This window comes from Paraburkholderia sp. BCC1885, assembly GCF_900996235.1.
Classification (GTDB): domain Bacteria; phylum Pseudomonadota; class Gammaproteobacteria; order Burkholderiales; family Burkholderiaceae; genus Paraburkholderia.
Genome location: NZ_CAAJGM010000166.1, coordinates 56,223 through 73,658, shown reverse-complemented (window position 1 = coordinate 73,658; position 17,436 = coordinate 56,223). Strand labels below are relative to the sequence as shown.

General features: G+C 65.2%; 17 protein-coding genes. 13 read left to right on the top strand and 4 right to left on the bottom strand.

The genetic code is table 11. The annotated features are described in order from the left end of the window. The first annotated feature begins 120 nt into the window (after positions 1-120). From FQ755_RS15980 to FQ755_RS15920, 13 genes are all read left to right on the top strand, one after another. On the top strand, positions 121-234 hold the full coding sequence (locus tag FQ755_RS15980) for a hypothetical protein (RefSeq protein ID WP_063495261.1): 114 nt from the start codon (positions 121-123) through the stop codon (positions 232-234). Then, the gene (gene kdpF, locus FQ755_RS15975; protein ID WP_144155821.1) at positions 231-323 is read left to right on the top strand and encodes a K(+)-transporting ATPase subunit F; all 93 of its coding nucleotides are present in this window, start codon (positions 231-233) and stop codon (positions 321-323) included. The genes FQ755_RS15980 and kdpF overlap by 4 nt, the downstream gene beginning before the upstream one ends. After that, complete coding sequence (kdpA, locus tag FQ755_RS15970) at positions 320-2,125, top strand: potassium-transporting ATPase subunit KdpA (protein WP_144155820.1); 1,806 nt, start codon at positions 320-322, stop codon at positions 2,123-2,125. Before kdpF ends, kdpA begins: the two co-directional genes overlap by 4 nt. Before the next feature lie 30 nt (positions 2,126-2,155). Then, on the top strand, positions 2,156-4,240 hold the full coding sequence (gene kdpB / locus FQ755_RS15965; RefSeq protein WP_144155819.1) for a potassium-transporting ATPase subunit KdpB: 2,085 nt from the start codon (positions 2,156-2,158) through the stop codon (positions 4,238-4,240). A gap of 51 nt (positions 4,241-4,291) precedes the next feature. Next, positions 4,292-4,870 (top strand): potassium-transporting ATPase subunit KdpC, encoded by a 579-nt coding sequence (gene kdpC / locus FQ755_RS15960; protein ID WP_144155858.1) that lies wholly within the window; start codon positions 4,292-4,294, stop codon positions 4,868-4,870. 98 nt (positions 4,871-4,968) lie between these two features. Then, complete coding sequence (locus tag FQ755_RS15955) at positions 4,969-7,893, top strand: DUF4118 domain-containing protein (protein WP_144155818.1); 2,925 nt, start codon at positions 4,969-4,971, stop codon at positions 7,891-7,893. Further along, positions 7,886-8,584 (top strand): two-component system response regulator KdpE, encoded by a 699-nt coding sequence (gene kdpE / locus FQ755_RS15950; RefSeq protein ID WP_144155817.1) that lies wholly within the window; start codon positions 7,886-7,888, stop codon positions 8,582-8,584. The genes FQ755_RS15955 and kdpE overlap by 8 nt, the downstream gene beginning before the upstream one ends. Positions 8,585-8,716: 132 nt before the next feature. After that, positions 8,717-9,034, top strand: coding sequence for a quaternary ammonium compound efflux SMR transporter SugE (sugE, locus tag FQ755_RS15945; RefSeq protein WP_144155816.1), 318 nt, complete (start codon positions 8,717-8,719; stop codon positions 9,032-9,034). 201 nt (positions 9,035-9,235) lie between these two features. Continuing rightward, a complete protein-coding gene (locus FQ755_RS15940) occupies positions 9,236-9,847 on the top strand; it encodes a DUF4126 domain-containing protein (RefSeq protein WP_144155815.1) in 612 nt (203 codons plus the stop codon). After that, complete coding sequence (locus FQ755_RS15935; RefSeq protein WP_186308543.1) at positions 9,844-12,438, top strand: ABC transporter permease; 2,595 nt, start codon at positions 9,844-9,846, stop codon at positions 12,436-12,438. Before FQ755_RS15940 ends, FQ755_RS15935 begins: the two co-directional genes overlap by 4 nt. A gap of 31 nt (positions 12,439-12,469) precedes the next feature. Next, positions 12,470-12,880: a group II truncated hemoglobin gene (locus FQ755_RS15930; RefSeq protein WP_144155814.1), complete on the top strand. Its 411-nt coding sequence runs from the start codon at positions 12,470-12,472 to the stop codon at positions 12,878-12,880. A gap of 181 nt (positions 12,881-13,061) precedes the next feature. After that, positions 13,062-13,793 (top strand): alanyl-tRNA editing protein, encoded by a 732-nt coding sequence (locus FQ755_RS15925; RefSeq protein ID WP_144155813.1) that lies wholly within the window; start codon positions 13,062-13,064, stop codon positions 13,791-13,793. Continuing rightward, positions 13,790-14,461: a DUF924 family protein gene (locus FQ755_RS15920; protein ID WP_144155812.1), complete on the top strand. Its 672-nt coding sequence runs from the start codon at positions 13,790-13,792 to the stop codon at positions 14,459-14,461. The genes FQ755_RS15925 and FQ755_RS15920 overlap by 4 nt, the downstream gene beginning before the upstream one ends. A 19-nt stretch (positions 14,462-14,480) precedes the next feature. Here FQ755_RS15920 and FQ755_RS15915 read toward each other — a convergent pair whose 3' ends face one another. The 4 genes from FQ755_RS15915 to FQ755_RS15900 form a co-directional block, all read right to left on the bottom strand. Next, positions 14,481-15,227: an SDR family oxidoreductase gene (locus FQ755_RS15915; RefSeq protein WP_144155811.1), complete on the bottom strand. Its 747-nt coding sequence runs from the start codon at positions 15,225-15,227 to the stop codon at positions 14,481-14,483. A gap of 31 nt (positions 15,228-15,258) precedes the next feature. Next, positions 15,259-15,843 (bottom strand): TIGR00730 family Rossman fold protein, encoded by a 585-nt coding sequence (locus FQ755_RS15910; protein ID WP_144155810.1) that lies wholly within the window; start codon positions 15,841-15,843, stop codon positions 15,259-15,261. Positions 15,844-15,845: 2 nt separating this feature from the next. Continuing rightward, the gene (locus FQ755_RS15905) at positions 15,846-16,571 is read right to left on the bottom strand and encodes a TetR/AcrR family transcriptional regulator (RefSeq protein WP_144155809.1); all 726 of its coding nucleotides are present in this window, start codon (positions 16,569-16,571) and stop codon (positions 15,846-15,848) included. 179 nt (positions 16,572-16,750) lie between these two features. Next, entirely contained in the window at positions 16,751-17,419 is a 669-nt protein-coding gene (locus FQ755_RS15900) for a diacylglycerol kinase (protein ID WP_144155808.1), read from the bottom strand. Positions 17,420-17,436: the final 17 nt, after the last annotated feature.

Below are 17,436 nucleotides of genomic sequence, written 5' to 3'. Positions count from 1 at the left end.
CACTGGAACGGCCTTTTTCGTTTACACGTTTTTTATACGGCACGCGCCATCTTTGACCAGGCCTTTACGCGGATCGGCATAACGTTCTACCCATCCAAAGTCCGCTACTGGAGAACACAAATGGATGTGCTGTACGTCGGGGGGATGGTGCTTTTTGCGGCGCTGACCTTTGCTTTGATTGCCGGCTGCGAGAAGTTGATGCAGTTCCGGCGTGGCCAGGGAGCACGCTCATGAGCTGGATCCTGTGGTTATCGGGCGCTGCCACCGCGCTGCTTTTCATATACCTGGTCTATGCGCTGCTGCGCGCGGAGGACATTGAATGAACTCGAACAATGTCCTGCAAATAGTTATTTTCCTGGTCGTGCTGCTCGCGGCCGCCGTGCCCGTCGGCCGTTACCTCACGGCGGTGATGGACGGCAGCTCTCGGGTGGTCCGCTTCGGTGGTCCGCTCGAGCGCTTGCTGTACCGCATCGCCGGAGTCGATTCGTCGACGGAAATGAGCTGGAAGCACTACGCGGTCGCCACCGTCGCGTTCAATGTGATCGGCGTGCTGTTCCTGTATCTGCTGTTGCGTATTCAAGGCTGGCTGCCGGGCAATCCGCAGCAGTTCGGCGCGATGTCGGTCGACAGCGCCTTCAATACGGCTGTCAGCTTCGTCACCAACACGAACTGGCAGGATTACACGCCTGAACAGACCGCCGGCTATCTGACGCAGATGCTCGGCCTGACGGTGCAGAACTTCCTGTCCGCCGCCACCGGCATCGTCGTGGTGATCGCGCTGATTCGCGGCTTTGCGCGTCATACGGCGCAGACCATCGGCAACTTCTGGGTCGACATCACGCGTGTCACGCTGTACGTGCTGCTGCCGATGGCCGCGATCGTCGCTGTCTTGCTGATGAGCCAGGGCGTGATCCAGAACTTCAAGGCGTATCAGGACGTGCCGACCCTGCAGACCACCACCTATGCCGCACCGAAGCTCGACGCGCAAGGCAATCCGGTGAAGGACGCGAAGGGTAACGCGGTGACGGTCGACACCAAGGTGACGACGCAGACCATCGCGATGGGGCCGGTTGCGACGCAGGAAGCCATCAAGATGCTCGGCACCAACGGTGGCGGCTTCTTCAACGCGAACTCGGCGCACCCATACGAAAACCCGACGCCGTTCAGCAACTTCCTGCAGATCTTCACCATGCTGATCATCCCGGCCGCGCTGTGCCTGGTGTTCGGCCGGATGATCATGGACCGCAAGCAGGGTATCGCCGTGCTCGCCGTGATGACGATTGCGTTTGCCGCTTGCGTGGTGGGTGAAATCAGCTCGGAGCAGGCTGGTAACCCGACGCTTGCCGCGCTGAACGTCGACCAGAGCGCCGGCGACCTGCAGCCGGGCGGCAACATGGAAGGCAAGGAAACGCGCTTCGGTATCGCGCAGTCGGGCATCTTCACGATCGCCACGACGGCGGCTTCGTGCGGTGCCGTCGACAACACGCACGATTCGCTGACGCCGCTTGGCGGCCTGTATCCAATGCTGTTGATCCAGCTGGGCGAGGTGATCTTCGGCGGAGTGGGCTCGGGGATGTACGGGATGCTCGTATTCGCGTTGCTTGCTGTGTTCGTGGCCGGTCTGATGATCGGTCGGACTCCTGAATATGTCGGCAAGAAGATCGAAGCGTATGAGATGAAGATGGTGTCGATCGTGGTGCTGCTCACGCCGCTGCTGGTGCTGGTGGGGACCTCGATCGCGGTGCTGACCGATGCCGGCAAAGCGGGCATCGCCAACCCCGGTCCGCATGGTTTCTCGGAAATTCTCTACGCCTTCAGTTCGGCGGCGAACAACAACGGCAGCGCGTTTGCGGGCCTGACGGTCAGCACGCCGTTCTACAACTGGCTGACCGGCATTGCGATGTGGTTCGGCCGCTTCGGCTCGCTGATTCCGGTGCTGGCGATTGCCGGGTCGCTCGCGGCCAAGAAGCGCCTGGCCGTGACCGGCGGCACGCTGCCGACGCATGGCCCGCTGTTTGTGGTGCTGCTGCTGGGCACCGTGCTGCTCGTCGGCGCACTGACGTACGTGCCTGCGCTCGCTCTTGGCCCAGGCGTCGAACATCTGATGATGATCGCCGGCCATTGATCCGGGCAACCAGGGAAAAACGAGGCTTCAATGACTGAACATAATGCAACGCGGTCCATGTTCGATCCGGCGCTGGTGCGTCCGGCGATCGTGGACTCATTCAAGAAACTCACGCCACGCACCCAGTTTCGCAACCCGGTGATGTTCTGCGTGTATGTCGGCAGCATTCTGACGACGATCCTCTGGATCGCCGCGCTGGGCGGCCAGGCCGAGGCGCCTGCGGGGTTCATCCTCGCGGTGTCGCTGTGGCTGTGGTTCACGGTGCTCTTTGCCAACTTCGCGGAGGCGCTCGCTGAAGGCCGTTCCAAGGCCCAGGCGGCGTCGCTTCGGAGTGCCAAGAAAGACGTGATGGCCAAGAAGCTCAACGAGCCGCATCCGAAGTCGCCGATCCGCATCATGACGGCTTCCGATCTGCGCAAGGGCGACGTCGTGCTGGTGGAAACCAACGACGTGATCCCGGCCGACGGCGAAGTGATCGAAGGCGTGGCGTCGGTGGACGAGTCGGCGATTACCGGCGAATCCGCACCGGTGATCCGCGAGTCGGGCGGCGACTTTTCGTCGGTGACGGGCGGCACGCGCGTGCTGTCCGACTGGATCGTCGTGCGCGTCACGGCGAATCCGGGCGAAGCCTTCCTCGACCGCATGATTGCGATGGTCGAAGGCGCCAAGCGTCAAAAGACGCCGAACGAAATCGCGCTGACGATCCTGCTGGTCGCGCTGACCATCGTGATGCTGCTCGCCACGGCGACGCTGCTGCCGTTCTCGATGTTCTCCGTCGAAGCGGTCAAGGCCGGTCATGTGGTGAGCATTACCGCGCTCGTGGCGCTGCTGGTGTGCCTGATTCCGACCACCATCGGCGGCCTGCTGTCCGCGATCGGCGTGGCCGGTATGAGCCGCATGATGCAGGCCAACGTGATTGCAACGTCGGGCCGCGCGGTGGAAGCCGCCGGCGACGTCGACGTGCTGCTGCTCGACAAGACCGGCACGATCACGCTCGGTAACCGTCAGGCTTCGACCTTCGTGCCGGCGCCGGGCGTCACCGAAGAAATGCTGGCCGATGCGGCGCAACTGTCGTCGCTGTCGGACGAAACGCCGGAAGGCCGCAGTATCGTCGTGCTCGCCAAGCAGCGCTTCAACATCCGCGCCCGCGATATGGCCTCGTTGCACGCCGTGTTCCTCGCCTTCACCGCGCAAACGCGCATGAGCGGCGTGGACCTGCCGGGCCGCGAGATCCGCAAGGGCGCCGCCGACGCCGTCAAGACTTACGTCGAAGCGAACGGCGGCCGTTATCCCGCGGAAGTGAATAGCGCGGTGGCCGAAGTGGCGCGCCGCGGCAGCACGCCGCTGGTGGTGGCGGAGAAGAACGAGCAGGGCGCGCGCGTGCTCGGCGTGATCGAACTGAAGGACATCGTCAAGGGCGGCATCAAGGAACGTTTCGCCGAACTGCGCAAGATGGGCATCAAGACCATCATGGTGACGGGCGACAACCGTCTGACGGCCGCCGCCATTGCAGCGGAAGCGGGCGTGGACGACTTCCTCGCGGAAGCCACCCCGGAAGCCAAACTGACGACGATCCGCGCGCACCAGGCCGAAGGCAAACTGGTGGCGATGACCGGCGACGGCACCAACGACGCACCGGCGCTGGCGCAAGCCGACGTCGCGGTGGCGATGAATACCGGCACGCAGGCGGCGAAGGAAGCCGGCAACATGGTCGACCTCGATTCGAACCCGACCAAGCTGATCGAGATCGTCGAAATCGGCAAGCAGATGCTGATGACGCGCGGCTCGCTGACGACGTTCTCGATTGCCAACGACGTCTCCAAGTATTTCGCCATCATTCCGGCCGCGTTCGCCAGCACCTATCCGGCGCTGAACCGGCTGAACGTGATGCACCTGGCGACGCCGGCCTCGGCCATCATGTCGGCGGTGATCTTCAACGCGCTGATCATCGTGCTGCTGATTCCGTTGGCGCTGAAGGGTGTGAAGTACCGGCCGCTCGGCGCCTCGATTCTGCTGCGCCGTAATCTGCTGGTGTATGGCCTCGGCGGGATCATCGTGCCGTTTATCGGCATCAAGCTGATCGACATGGTACTGGCCGCGCTCGGCTGGGTTTAACAGGCTGCGTCCGGCGGCGTGGGCTGCCGGGCGTGTCTAACAGGATTGCCAATCATGAAACTTTTTCGTCCGCTTATCGTGATCTTTGTCGTGCTGTCGGCTATCACCGGGCTGGCTTATCCGGCTGTGATGACCGCCATCGGCCAGACCGCATTCCACGATCAGGCCAACGGCAGCATGATCGAACAGAACGGCAAGGTGGTCGGCTCGAAGCTGATCGGCCAGCAGTTCGATGCGCCGCAGTATTTCTGGGGCCGTTTGTCGGCGACCAGTCCGAATCCGTACAACGGCTCGGGTTCGAGCGGCTCGAACCTCGGCCCGACCAACCCGGCCCTGTCCGATGAAATCAAGGGCCGGCTCGACGCCCTGAAGGCCGCCGGCACCGATATGTCGAAGCCGGTGCCGATCGACCTCGTGACCTCGTCGGGCAGTGGTCTCGATCCGGAAATCACCCCGGCTGCTGCCGCCTACCAGGTGGCCCGCGTGGCGGCGGCGCGCAAGATGGCGCCGAACGACGTGCAGGCGCTGGTCGAGCGCTACACGAGCGGCCGTCAGTTAGGTGTGCTGGGCGAAGCGCGCGTCAACGTGCTGGAACTGAATCTCGCGCTCGACGCCGCGCATCAAGGCTAACCGGCGGATATGGCAAGGACGGCGCCCGCTGCGGCGCCGTCTTTGGCTTTTGTAGAGCGCGCTGTATCATCGAACAGAACCATAACAAATCCCATCGCATGAACCGACCCGATCCAGACGAGCTGCTCGACAAGCTGCAGCGCGACGAAGAAAAGCGCCAGCGCGGCAAGCTGAAAGTATTTTTCGGCGCGTCGGCCGGGGTGGGTAAGACGTATGCGATGTTGCAGGCCGCGAAGCGCCGCAAGGACGACGGCGTGGATGTGGTGGTGGGAATCGCCGAAACGCACGGCCGCGGCGAAACCGCAGCGCTGCTCGAAGGCCTCGACGTTCTGCCGCTCGCGCATATCGAATATCGCGGCCGCAAGCTCGCCGAATTCGATCTCGATGCCGCGCTCGCGCGCAAGCCGCAACTGATCCTCGTCGACGAACTCGCGCATTCGAACGTGCAGGGCGCGCGTCATCTGAAGCGCTGGCAGGACGTCTACGAACTGCTCGACGCGGGCATCGACGTCTACACCACGGTCAACGTCCAGCATCTGGAAAGCCTCAACGACGTGGTCGGACAGATCACCGGCATCCGCGTCTGGGAGACGGTGCCCGACCGCGTGTTCGATCGCGCCGACGAAGTCACGCTGGTCGACTTGCCGGCCGAGGAACTGCTCGACCGCATGCGCGACGGCAAGGTCTACATGGCGCAGCAGGCCGAGCGCGCCGTGCGCAACTTTTTTCGCAAGGGCAACCTGATTGCGCTGCGCGAACTCGCGCTGCGCCGCACGGCTGACCGGGTCGATGCGCAGATGCGCGAGTATCGCGCCGATCGTTCCATCCAGCGGATCTGGCAGGCACGCGAGCGGCTGCTGGTGTGCGTGGGTCCCGGTCCCGAAGCGCCGCTTCTGGTACGTGCGGCGGCGCGGCTCGCGGCGGCCCTGAAGGCCGACTGGCTCGCGGTGTATGTGGAAACGCCGAAGCTGCAACGGCTGCCGGAAGCGCGCCGCGAGCGCACGCTGAACGCCCTGAAACTCGCTGCCGAACTCGGCGCGGAAACGGCCACGCTGGCGGGCACGGACGCGGTGGCCGCGTTGATCGGCTATGCGCGGGTGCGCAACGTTTCGAAGCTGGTGGCGGGCGCATCGGCGCGCGCGGGTCTCACGCGCTGGCTGCGCCGGCCGCTCGGCGAGCGCATCGCGGAATGCGCGGGCGACCTCGACCTGACCTTGATCCGCGCGTCGTCGGAGCGCGACGGCCTGGAACGCCGCACGACGCTCGATCAAGGCGTCAATGCGTGGCGCGAGGCGCTCTCCGCGGCGCGCGAACGGCGCTCGCCGCTCAGCGCGTATGGCTGGGCGCTGACCGTCTGCATGGGCATCACGGTGATTGCCAGCCAGCTATTCGACCATATCGACCCCGCCAACCTCGTGATGCTGTATCTGCTCGGCGTGATCTTCACGGCTGTGCGGCTGGGGCGCGGGCCGGGCGTGGTGCAGTCGTTCGTGAGCGTGGCGGCGTTCGATTACTTTTTCGTGCCGCCGCGCATGTCGTTTTCGGTGTCCGACACGCAGTATCTGCTGACTTTCTTCAGCATGTTGCTGACCTCGCTGGTGATCAGTCATCTGACTTCGAGCCTGCGCCGCGAGGCCAGCGTCGCGCGCCGCCGTGAGCAGCGCACCGGCGCAATGTATGCGATGGCGCGTGAACTGGCGGCCGCGCTGACGATGGAGCAGATCGTCGGGATCGGCAGCCGGCATGTCAGCGAAGTGTTCGGCGCGCGCGTGGCGATCCTGTTGCCGGATAGCGCGGACCAGGTGAAGCAGAAGATCGAAGATCCGGATGCCGCGGTGACGCTGGAAGGCGAGGCGCTTGATATCGACGTCGGCCAGTGGGTCTACGATCAGCAAAAACCGGCCGGCCATGGCACCGACACCTTACCCGCCGCCGCCGCGCTGTATCTGCCGCTCAAGGCGCCGATGCGCACCCGCGGCGTGCTGGCGGTGGTGATGCGCGACGAGCGCGAACTCGCCGTGCCGGAACAGCAGCGCATGCTCGACGCCTTCGCCGCGCAGATCGCGCTCGCGGTGGAGCGCGTCCATTACGTCGACATCGCCCGCGATGCGCTCGTCAACATGGAATCGGAGCGGCTGCGCAATTCGCTGCTGTCGGCGATTTCGCACGATTTGCGCACGCCGCTGACGACGATCGTCGGCTTTTCGTCGATGCTCGCCCAGAGCCGCGAAGGCCAGGCCGTCAGGGAACCCGGCGATGATCTCGTGGAAGCCATCCACGAAGAGGCGCTGCGCATGACCGGCATCGTCACCAATCTGCTCGATATGGCGCGGCTTCAGGCGGGCGGCCTGCAACTGAACCGGCAGTGGTCGCTGCTCGAGGAAACCGTGGGCGCCGCCCTGCGTGCATGCCGGCGCGTACTGGCGAGGCATCCGGTGCAGGTCAGGCTCGCGCCCGATCTGCCGTTGCTGCAGCTCGACGCGGTGTTGATGGAGCGGCTGTTCTCGAACCTGTTCGAAAACGCCGCGAAGTACACCGCGGCCGACACGCCGCTCACGATCGGCGCGGATGTTATCGACGAGGACGGCAAGCCGTTCGTGCGCGTCACCGTCGACGATACCGGGCCGGGTCTGCCGGTCGGCATGGAAGCACGCGTGTTCGAGAAATTTACGCGCGGTGAGAAAGAGTCGGCCAAGCCCGGCATCGGATTGGGTCTCGCGATCTGCCGGGCGATTGTCGAGGCGCACGGCGGTACGATTGGCGCACTGAACCGGCTGGCGAGCGACGGCCGTGTCGAAGGCGCGCGTTTCTGGTTCAATCTGCCCGTGGAGACGCCGCCGCCCGCGCCTGACGCGCTGGAAGACGACGAAGCTGCGCTCGGCGAAGCGCAGGCGCCCGGGTCGCTGCATGATCCAGCGCAGGCGACGTCGGGCGAACCGGCCGGCGTGGTGCCTGTTGAGTCGTCACGCGAGTCGTCCCCCGAATTGTCCCCTGAGCAGACTTCGAAGCCCACCCATGAGTGACCCGAGCATTACCGTCGTCCTGATCGAAGACGAAAAACAGATTCGTCGTTTCGTGCGTGCCTCGCTGGAAGGCGAGGGCATCGTCGTCCATGATGCCGAGACCGGCAAGCAGGGGCTCGTCGAAGCGGCGACGCGCAAGCCCGACCTGGTAATCGTCGATCTGGGCCTGCCCGATACCGACGGCCTCGACGTGATCCGCGAACTGCGCGGCTGGAGCGACCTGCCGGTGATCGTGCTGTCGGCACGCACTCAGGAAGCCGAAAAAGTCGCCGCGCTCGACGCCGGCGCCGACGACTACCTGACCAAGCCGTTCGGCGTCTCCGAATTGCTGGCGCGAATTCGCGCCCACATGCGCCGACGCAACCAGGGCGGCGCCAATGAGTCGCCGCAGGTGCATTTCGGCGCGGTGATGGTCGATCTGGCGCTGCGCCAGGTAACGCGCGACGGCGCCGCGATCCATCTGACGCCCATCGAATACCGGCTGCTGGCCACCCTGGTGCGGCACGCCGGCCGCGTGCTGACACACCGCCAGCTGCTGCGCGATGTGTGGGGACCGTCGCATGTGGAGAGCCATCACTATCTGCGTATTTACATGGCGCATCTGCGGCAGAAGCTGGAGCGCGACCCGGCGCAGCCGGAGCATATCATCACGGAAACGGGCGTGGGCTATCGGCTGGTCGGGGCGGTTTAGCGACGACCTCCGGCGCTCAGCGGCCGCCCGAGCCGCCCGAATCCTGATTTTGATATAATTACAGTCCGTAAGGACGGCCTTACGCATTCGCATCGAACGGGGACGGCCCCATCTGAACAATGGAGTCGTTTCATGTCCTGGTTTCTTCTGCTGATTGCCGGTTTGCTCGAAGTGGCGTGGGCGGCCGGTCTCAAGACCTCCGAAGGCTTTACCCGCCTGTGGCCCTCTGTCTTCACAGTGGTGACGGCGCTCGGCAGCTTCGCGCTGCTCACCCTCGCGATGCGCCATTTGCCGCTCGGCACGGCCTACGCCGTGTGGACCGGCATTGGCGCGGTGGGCGCGTTTATCTTCGGCATTGTCATCATGGGCGAGGCGCTGACGATGGCGCGGGTGGCGAGCGCCGCGCTGATCGTGGTGGGCCTGATCGGTCTGAAACTCTCCTCCGCGTGACGATTTGACGACTTTTGCGCCGCGAAATTGCACGCCGCTCTGCGGTCTGCGAATTAACGTGGCTATAATGAAGTCGATCTCAATTTGATGAACGTGTCCCGCGTCCGGCTTGGCGCGGGTCTGGCGGCTTTGCTGCAGTGGGCAGGGTAGTTCCTCTGCACGGCAAAGCGCCCGGCACGCGTAGCGCGCCTGGAGGCGGCCATGCTTGAACCACTCTCGCTTGCGGCGGGCCTGTCCTGGGGCAGCGGCCTGCGCCTCTACCTCACGGTACTGTTAGCCGGCGTGTTCGCGCGCTTCGGCATCGTCCATCTGCCTGATACCTTGTCCGCGCTGGCTTCGCCGTGGGTGATCGGGGTGGCGGCGGTGCTCACGGTCACTGAGTTTCTGGCTGACAAGATTCCCGCCTTCGATTCCCTCTGGGACGCCATTCATACCTTTATCCGCATTCCGGCCGGCGCCGTACTGGCTGCCGGCGCGCTCGGCCATGCCGATCCGGCCCTTCTGACCGTGGCCGCGCTGGCCGGCGGCACCCTGGCCGGCACGGCGCATCTGGCGAAGGCCGGCACTCGCGCGCTGATCAATCTCTCGCCGGAACCGGTGTCGAACGTCGTGACTTCGGTTGCCGAAGACGGGCTCGTGTTCGGCGGGCTCCTGTTGGCGCTGTTCGTGCCGCTGCTGTTCCTCGTGCTGATGATCGGCTTCCTGATGCTGGCGGCCTGGGCGCTGCCGCGTCTGTGGCGCGGCGTGCAGGGCGGCTTTCGCGGCATGGCGACTCACATGGTGTCGCGTCTTGCCAGGAGTCGGCACGATTGAGCGATCCGGCACGCAGTTCAGTGGCGCCGGTTGTGCCCGCCGCGCGCGTGGCGGGGCGGCGGCGGTTTACCGGGGCGGATCTGCTGCGCCAGTCGGTGCGCATGGCGGCCCGCGACTGGCGCGCCGGCGAACTGACCATGCTGCTGCTCGCGCTGGTGCTGGCCGTGGCCGCGCTGTCGAGCGTCGGTTTCCTCGCCGACCGTCTGCACCAGGGGCTCGAACGCGATGCGCGGCGCATGATCGGCGCCGATTTCATCGTGCGCTCCGACCATCCTGTCGATCCCCAATTCGGCAATGAGGCCAAAACGCTTGGCCTGCAGACGGCGACCACCGCCATTTTCCCCAGCATGATCAGTTCGACGAGCGCCCAGCCGTTGTCGCGGCTGGCGGCGCTCAAGGCGGTGTCGCCGGCGTATCCGTTGCGCGGCGCGCTGCGCATCGCCACCGCGCCGGACGCGCCGGATCATCCTGCCCAGGGGATTCCCGCGCCCGGCACGGTGTGGGCCGACCAGGCGCTGCTCGATTCGCTGAAGGTGCATGTCGGCGATCCCGTGAAGGTCGGCAACCGGACCTTCAGGATTGGCGCGATCATCACGCGCGAACTGGATCGTGGCTTCGGCTTCGTCAATTTCTCCCCACGACTGATGCTGCGTGACGACGAAGTGGCGTCCACCGGCCTGATCGTGTTCGGCAGCCGGGTGACGTACCGCTTGCTGGTGGCGGGCGACCGCGGGCCGGTCGAACAATTCGCCGCGTTCGCCCACGCCCGCGTCGACGACGGCAAGATGCGCGGCGTCGCGCTCGAATCGCTGAAGGACGGCCAGCCGCAGGTGCGCGAGACGCTCGATCGTGCGAGTCATTTCCTGACCCTCGTGTCGCTGCTGACGGCGATGCTGGCCGCGGTCGCGATTGCGATGGCCGCGCATCGCTACATGCGCCGGCATCTGGACGGCTGCGCGGCGATGCGTTGTCTCGGCGTCAGCCAGCGCACGCTGCGCTCGCTGTTTCTGCTGGAGTTTCTTGGGCTCGGCCTGCTCGGCGGGGCGATCGGCGTGCTGCTCGGCTATGCCGGGCATCTGGCGTTGCTGAGTTGGCTCGGCAGTCTGATCGACGTGGTGCTGCCGTATCCCACCGCGTGGCCGGCGCTCGAAGGCATTGCCGCCGGTCTGGTGCTGCTGCTTGGTTTCGCGCTACCGCCGCTGTTGCCGCTGACGCGCGTGCCACCGGTGCGCGTGCTGCGCCGCGAGTGGGGCGAGGAAGGGCGCACGGCGTGGGCCGCGTATGCGCTGGGAATCGTGCTGTTCGCCGGATTGCTGATTGTCGCGGCGGGTGAACTGAAGCTGGGCGGCATCGTCGCCGGCGGCTTTGCGGTTGGCTTGCTGGTATTCGCGGCAATCGCGCGGCTCGCGTTGTGGGGCGCCGCGCGCATCGTGCGCAGCGAGCGTTTCAATGTGGGAATCGGCTGGCGTTACGCGCTGGCCTCGCTCGAACGGCGCAGCAGCGCGAGCGCGTTGCAGATCACCGCGCTGGGCATCGGCTTGATGTGCCTGCTGCTGATCGCCATGACGCGCAACGATCTGGTCGAAGGCTGGCGCAAATCGACGCCGCCCGACGCGCCCAACCAGTTCATCATCGACATCCAGCCCGATCAGCGCGCCGGCGTCGCGCAATACCTCACGAGCCACGCCGTGCCCAATGCCGTGCTCGAACCGATGGTGCGCGGCCGCCTGATTGCGATCAACGGCAAGCCGGTCAATCCGGACCAGTACAAGAGCGACGAAGCCAAGCGCCTCGTCGACCGCGAATTCAACCTGTCGTACCGGACCACGCTGCCCGACGACAACCGCATCGTCGCCGGCAACTGGTATGGCGAGACGAAAGCGCCGCAGATTTCCATCGAAGAGGGGCTGGCGAAAACCCTCCACGTCAAGGCCGGCGATTCGCTGCGTTTCGACGTGACCGGCTTGCAGGTCGATGCGCCCGTGACGAGCGTGCGCAAGCTCGATTGGGGCTCGTTCAAGGTTAACTTTTTTGTGCTGATGCCGCCCGCCGCCCTGCAGGATTTCCCGGCGAGCTTCATCACGAGTTTCCATTTGCCGCCGGAGAAAAGCGCCACCATCGACGGCCTGATCGCTGCCTATCCGAATCTCACGGTGATCGACGTCGGCCCGATCCTCGCGCAGATGCAGCGCATGCTGGAGCAGGTGATCGGCGCGGTGCAGTTCCTGTTTGCCTTCACGCTCGCGGCGGGCGTGCTGGTGCTGTATGCGGCGCTGGCCGGCACGCGCGACGAGCGTATGCGAGAATCCGCGCTGCTGCGCGCCCTCGGCGCGTCGCACCAGCAGGTGCGCGCGGTGCAGGTGGCGGAGTTCATTGCCGTGGGCGCGCTGGCCGGCCTGATGGCGGCGATCGGCGCGCAGGTGGTGGGCTGGCAGCTCGCCACGCGGGTGTTCTTCTTCTACCTGAACTTCGATCCGTGGCTGCTGCCCGCCGGCATCGTGGCAGGCATCGCCTGCGCCGGTGTGGGCGGCTGGATCAGCCTGCGCCACGTGCTGTCGCGGCCGGCGTTGCAATCCTTGCGCGACGCCTGACCTTTCCTTTTTGCAGATTGCAGTTGACCGAATGACCGATCCAAACGACGAAGCCGCGGCCCAACCGACGGCCTTCGAACTGGTGGGCGGCGAGGCGCGCGTGCGCGAACTCATCGACCGCTTTTATGACCTGATGGACCTCGAGCCCGAATTTGCGGGCATCCGCGCGCTGCATCCACCCACGCTCGACGGCTCGCGCGACAAGTTTTTCTGGTTCCTGTGCGGTTGGCTGGGCGGCCCCGATCATTACATCAGCCGCTTCGGCCATCCGCGTCTGCGCGCGCGTCATCTGCCGTTTGCGATTGCGTCGAGCGAGCGCGATCAGTGGCTGCGCTGCATGGCGTGGGCGATGGAGGATGTCGGCTTATCCGAGCCGTTGCGCGAGCGGCTGCTGCATTCGTTCTTCGAGACGGCGGACTGGATGCGCAATCGGCCGGGTTGATACCGAGGCGGGTCCTGGCATCGGGCCGTGTGAACGGGACCGTGCGAGTCAGGTGGCCTGGTCTTTCGACCGGTACGGCGACGCCGCCGGCCTGTCCGATTGGCCGTTCGGCCAGCTTCCGGGCGGCTGGGCGGGTCGGCATAATGAGCTTCCACAGCAAGACTGGATAGAGGCAGCCACCATGACAACACGCGCACTGTTTCGCGACGACGCCTACCTGACGCGCTGCGAGGCCACGATTACCGCCATCGACGAGCAGGGCGTCCATCTCGACCAGACCGTGTTCTATCCGCTCGGCGGCGGCCAGGCGGGTGATGCCGGCGTGCTGACGCTGGAAGACGGCACCCGCATCGAGATCGCGGATACCCGCAAGGCTAAATTCGAGGGCGCGACGCCCGATGACGCGGTGCATCTGCCTGCGGCGGGACAGGAGGCGCTGCTGGCGCGTCTTGCGCCCGGCACACGCGTCACGGCGGAGATCGACTGGACGCGCCGCTATCGGCATATGCGTTTGCATACCGCGAGTCATCTGATGTGCGCGGTGCTGCCGTATGCCGTCGACGGTTGCAGCATCACCAGCGATTACGCGCGTCTCGATTTCGCGACCGTGGAGCCGATCGAACGCGAGAGGGTCGATGCGCGGCTCGCGGAGCTGGTGGGCGGCGCGCACGGCGTCGTCACCGAATGGATCACCGACGAGCAGATGGCCGCGCGTCCCGAACTGGTCCGCACGATGAGCGTGAAGCCGCCGATGGGGCTGGGCCGCGTGCGTCTCCTGCGTATCGAAGGCGTCGATCTGCAGCCGTGCGGCGGCACGCATGTGCGCAACACGCAGGAAATCGGCGCGGTGCGGGTGGGCAAACTCGAGAAGAAAAGCGCGCGCACGCGCCGGCTGGTGCTGGAATTCGCATGAGCGAGGAGGCGTCCGGCCGGTCCTCCGGTTCTGCGGCGTATGACAGCCACGCCGAATACGCTGAACACGCCGATTACGCCGCGCTCGACCAGCGCGCGCATGCGATCCTCGATTGCTGGTTCGGGGCGCCGGGTTCCGCGAGCTTCGGACAAGACCGAAAACTCTGGTTCGCACGCGACACGGCATTCGACGCCACGTTGCGCGAGCGCTTCGGCGCGCTGCTCGAAGCGGCAGGGCAGGGCGCGCTGGATACGTGGATGGATACGCCATCCGGCGCGTTGGCACTCGTTGTCCTGCTCGATCAGTTCTCGCGCAATATCCATCGCGGCACGGCGCGCGCATTCGAAACCGACCACCATGCACTGAGGATTGCCAGGCATGCGGTCACGAACGGCTTCGATCTACGCCTGCCTGGCCTCTTTCACCGCGCCTTCGTGTATATGCCGTTCGAACATGACGAGTCGCTCGACAGCCAGCGCGAAGCGGTGCGGCTTTTCAAGCCGTTTGAAGGATTACCGCACGGCGGCGCGAGTTATTATCGCTCGGCGCTGCGGCATGCGGCGATCATCGAACGCTTCGGGCGGTTTCCGCATCGCAATGCGCTGCTCGGGCGGGAGTCTACGGAAGAAGAGGTGGCTTTTCTGCGCGGGCCTGGGTCGTCGTTCTGATCGAACGACCTGGCAAACCTTAGCGGCCGCCCGCCACGTCGAGCAACGCGCCGGTGACATAGGACGCGGCATCGCTTAACAACCAGACGATGGTCTGCGCGACTTCATCGGCGCTGCCGGGACGGCCTAGCGGCGTCTGCGAGCCCAACACCGCGGCGCGGTCCGGACGGCCGCCGCTCGCGTGGATCTCGGTGTCGATCAGGCCGGGACGCACTGCATTCACCCGCACGCCTTGCGGTCCCAGTTCCTTGGCGAGTCCGATGGTCAGTGTGTCGACCGCGCCTTTCGAGCCGGCATAGTCGACATACTCGTTCGGTGCGCCCAGCCGCGCCGCCGCCGACGAAATATTGACGATCACGCCGCCTGCGCCGCCGCGGTCCTTCGACATCCGTCGTGCGGCTTCGCGGGCGCACAGATAGGCGCCGAGGACGTTGACGTCGAAGATGCGCTGCAGGCGCGCCAGATCCATGTCGGCGAGTGGCATGCCGGGGGCGACGATGCCCGCGTTGTTCACCAGCGCGTCGAGCCGTCCGAATGCGTCGACCACCGCGTCGAACATGCCAATCACGTCCGCTTCGCTGGCGACATCGCCCTGGATCACGCGGGCATGGCCGCCGGCGCGAACGACTTCGGCCGCGGTTTCCTGCGCCGCCGCTTCGTTTTGCGTGTAGTTCACGCCCACCGACCAGCCGAGCCCGCCGAGCAGCCGTGCCGTCGCGCGGCCGATGCCGCGGCTCGCGCCGGTAATCAGAACCGCTTTCGTCATGCTTGCCTCGTGAATTACGCCGTGGCGTCGCTCAAACCGCCTGGCGGTTATCGGCCCACTTGTCGTTGGCAGGCGGTTGATAGGCCTTGAGCCTCGCGATCAAGGCAGCCGGATTGGACTCGATCTGCAAAATATCGAGATAGGTCTGGCGCATGAAACCTTCCTCGACCGTATGCGCGAGCATCGAAATCAGCGGATCGTAATAGCCGTCGATATTGAGCAGCGCCACCGGCTTCTGGTGATAACCCAACTGCGCCCAGGTATAAACCTCGAACAGTTCTTCGAAGGTGCCCACGCCGCCCGGCATGGCGACAAATGCATCCGAGAGGTCCGCCATCATCTTTTTGCGGTGGTGCATATCGGGCACGACGTGCAATTCCGTCAGGCCGTTATGGCCGACTTCCTTATTGACGAGCAACTCGGGGATCACGCCGATGGCGCGGCCGCCCGCTTGCATCACCGCATCGGCGATGGTTCCCATCAGGCCGACCTTGCCGCCGCCATAGACCAGCGCGAGGCCGGCTTCGACCAGTGCGCGCCCGAAGCCGCGGGCGGCTTCGGCGTACAGCGGTTTGGCTCCCAGCGCGGAGCCGCAATAGACACACACCGACTTCATGTTCAGACGTCCTTCGGTTCGTTGCGCGGCGCGGCGCCTTCTTTCTGCGGCAGGTAGTCGTAGAACTCGCGCTTGGGCAGCTTGCCGGAGATCAGGTCGTCGAACAGTTGCCGCGAGCGGCCGCGCAGATACGGCGCCATCAGCGAGACGATCTGCACGCTGACCTGATGCAGTTCGGCGCGGATCGCTTCCTGTTCGTTGTACTTGCGCGGATTCATCACAAATTGATACGACAGCCAGTACGTGCCGATCACGCCCACATTGGTGGCGATTACGTTCAGTTCGTCAGGCGTTGCGACCATTTCGCCGTCCGCGACGAGCTGGTCGCAGAACTGGCTGGCAAAGCGCACCTTGTGGCTGATGATCTGCTTGAAGTGTGTTTCCAGCGTGCGGTTGCGCGCCAGCAGATCGTTCAGATCGCGATATAGGAAACGGTAGCGCCATGTGAAATCCACCATGTACTGCAGATAGGACCACATCTCGTCGATCGTCGCGCGGTGATCGTCCGGAAAGCGCAGACGTTTTTCGATCTCCTGCTCGAACTGGCTGAAGATGCTGTTGATGATGTCGTCTTTGTTGCGGAAGTGGTAGTACAGGTTGCCCGGACTGATTTCCATTTCCTCGGCGATCGTCGTCGTCGTGACGTTCGGCTCGCCGATCTCGTTGAATAGCTTCAACGACAGTTCGAGAATCCGTTCGCGGGTGCGGCGGGGAGGTTTGGCTTCCATGTCGTCCGGCCCAGGTAACGCCGGCTGGCCGCGCGGCGGCGTGCCGCTGCTGCGTGATCCACCCTGGCGGTTAGTATTTTTGAGAGTCTGTCGGACGATTATAAACCGACCGTTCTCATACCTAGGTCCGAGTCAGGGTTTTCACGCCGCCGTGTCGGACGGGCGTTTTTGCCTGACATTCACAGCCACGCCCTGATCCAGTGCACCAGCAGCGGCCCGACAATCAGCACCCACGTCATCAGACACATACCGAGCGCCACCATCACGGCCGCGCTGCCGAGGTCCTTGGCGCGCCGCGACAACTCGTGACGTTCGAGCGAGATCCGGTCAATGGCGGCCTCGACGCTCGAATTCAGCAGTTCGACGATCAGCACCAGCAGCACCGAGCCGAGCAGCAGCACGCGGCTCACCGGGTCGACGGGGACGAGCACGCCGCACGGCACGAGAATCGCGGCGAGCGTCAATTCCTGGCGAAACGCGCTTTCTTCGCGGATTGCGACCTGAAAACCCGCCAGCGAGTTTTTCATCGCGTGCCAGGCGCGCGTGAGCCCGCGATTGCCCTTGTACGGATTGAACGGCAGCGGCGCGAGCGGATCGTCGGGACCGAGCGGTTCGTGGGCGTCCGCATGTGACGAGTTGGCCGATGCCGTGGCGGACGCGCTATGGCGGGACGACGGCACGGCTTGCGGCGGCCGTGCCGCGCCGTTCACCCGGCCGTCAGGTGTGCCGTCCGGCGGCGCATCCGTGTCGTGCACGTCGTCGAATGGCTCGACGCTGCTGGCGTTCGTCTCGACGGAATGCAGCGCGCCGCGCGGGGCTCGCCGGACGCTGGAAGTTCTCGCTCGCATGGGCGGCTTGGCGGGGC

Coding starts and splice junctions, on each gene's coding strand:
- FQ755_RS15980 (WP_063495261.1), top strand. CDS start 121: ATGGATGTGCTGTACGTCGGGGGGATGGTGCTTTTTGCGGCGCTGACC.
- kdpF (WP_144155821.1), top strand. CDS start 231: ATGAGCTGGATCCTGTGGTTATCGGGCGCTGCCACCGCGCTGCTTTTC.
- kdpA (WP_144155820.1), top strand. CDS start 320: ATGAACTCGAACAATGTCCTGCAAATAGTTATTTTCCTGGTCGTGCTG.
- kdpB (WP_144155819.1), top strand. CDS start 2,156: ATGACTGAACATAATGCAACGCGGTCCATGTTCGATCCGGCGCTGGTG.
- FQ755_RS15955 (WP_144155818.1), top strand. CDS start 4,969: ATGAACCGACCCGATCCAGACGAGCTGCTCGACAAGCTGCAGCGCGAC.
- kdpE (WP_144155817.1), top strand. CDS start 7,886: ATGAGTGACCCGAGCATTACCGTCGTCCTGATCGAAGACGAAAAACAG.
- sugE (WP_144155816.1), top strand. CDS start 8,717: ATGTCCTGGTTTCTTCTGCTGATTGCCGGTTTGCTCGAAGTGGCGTGG.
- FQ755_RS15940 (WP_144155815.1), top strand. CDS start 9,236: ATGCTTGAACCACTCTCGCTTGCGGCGGGCCTGTCCTGGGGCAGCGGC.
- FQ755_RS15930 (WP_144155814.1), top strand. CDS start 12,470: ATGACCGATCCAAACGACGAAGCCGCGGCCCAACCGACGGCCTTCGAA.
- FQ755_RS15925 (WP_144155813.1), top strand. CDS start 13,062: ATGACAACACGCGCACTGTTTCGCGACGACGCCTACCTGACGCGCTGC.
- FQ755_RS15920 (WP_144155812.1), top strand. CDS start 13,790: ATGAGCGAGGAGGCGTCCGGCCGGTCCTCCGGTTCTGCGGCGTATGAC.
- FQ755_RS15915 (WP_144155811.1), bottom strand. CDS start 15,227: ATGACGAAAGCGGTTCTGATTACCGGCGCGAGCCGCGGCATCGGCCGC.
- FQ755_RS15910 (WP_144155810.1), bottom strand. CDS start 15,843: ATGAAGTCGGTGTGTGTCTATTGCGGCTCCGCGCTGGGAGCCAAACCG.
- FQ755_RS15905 (WP_144155809.1), bottom strand. CDS start 16,571: ATGGAAGCCAAACCTCCCCGCCGCACCCGCGAACGGATTCTCGAACTG.
- FQ755_RS15900 (WP_144155808.1), bottom strand. CDS start 17,419: ATGCGAGCGAGAACTTCCAGCGTCCGGCGAGCCCCGCGCGGCGCGCTG.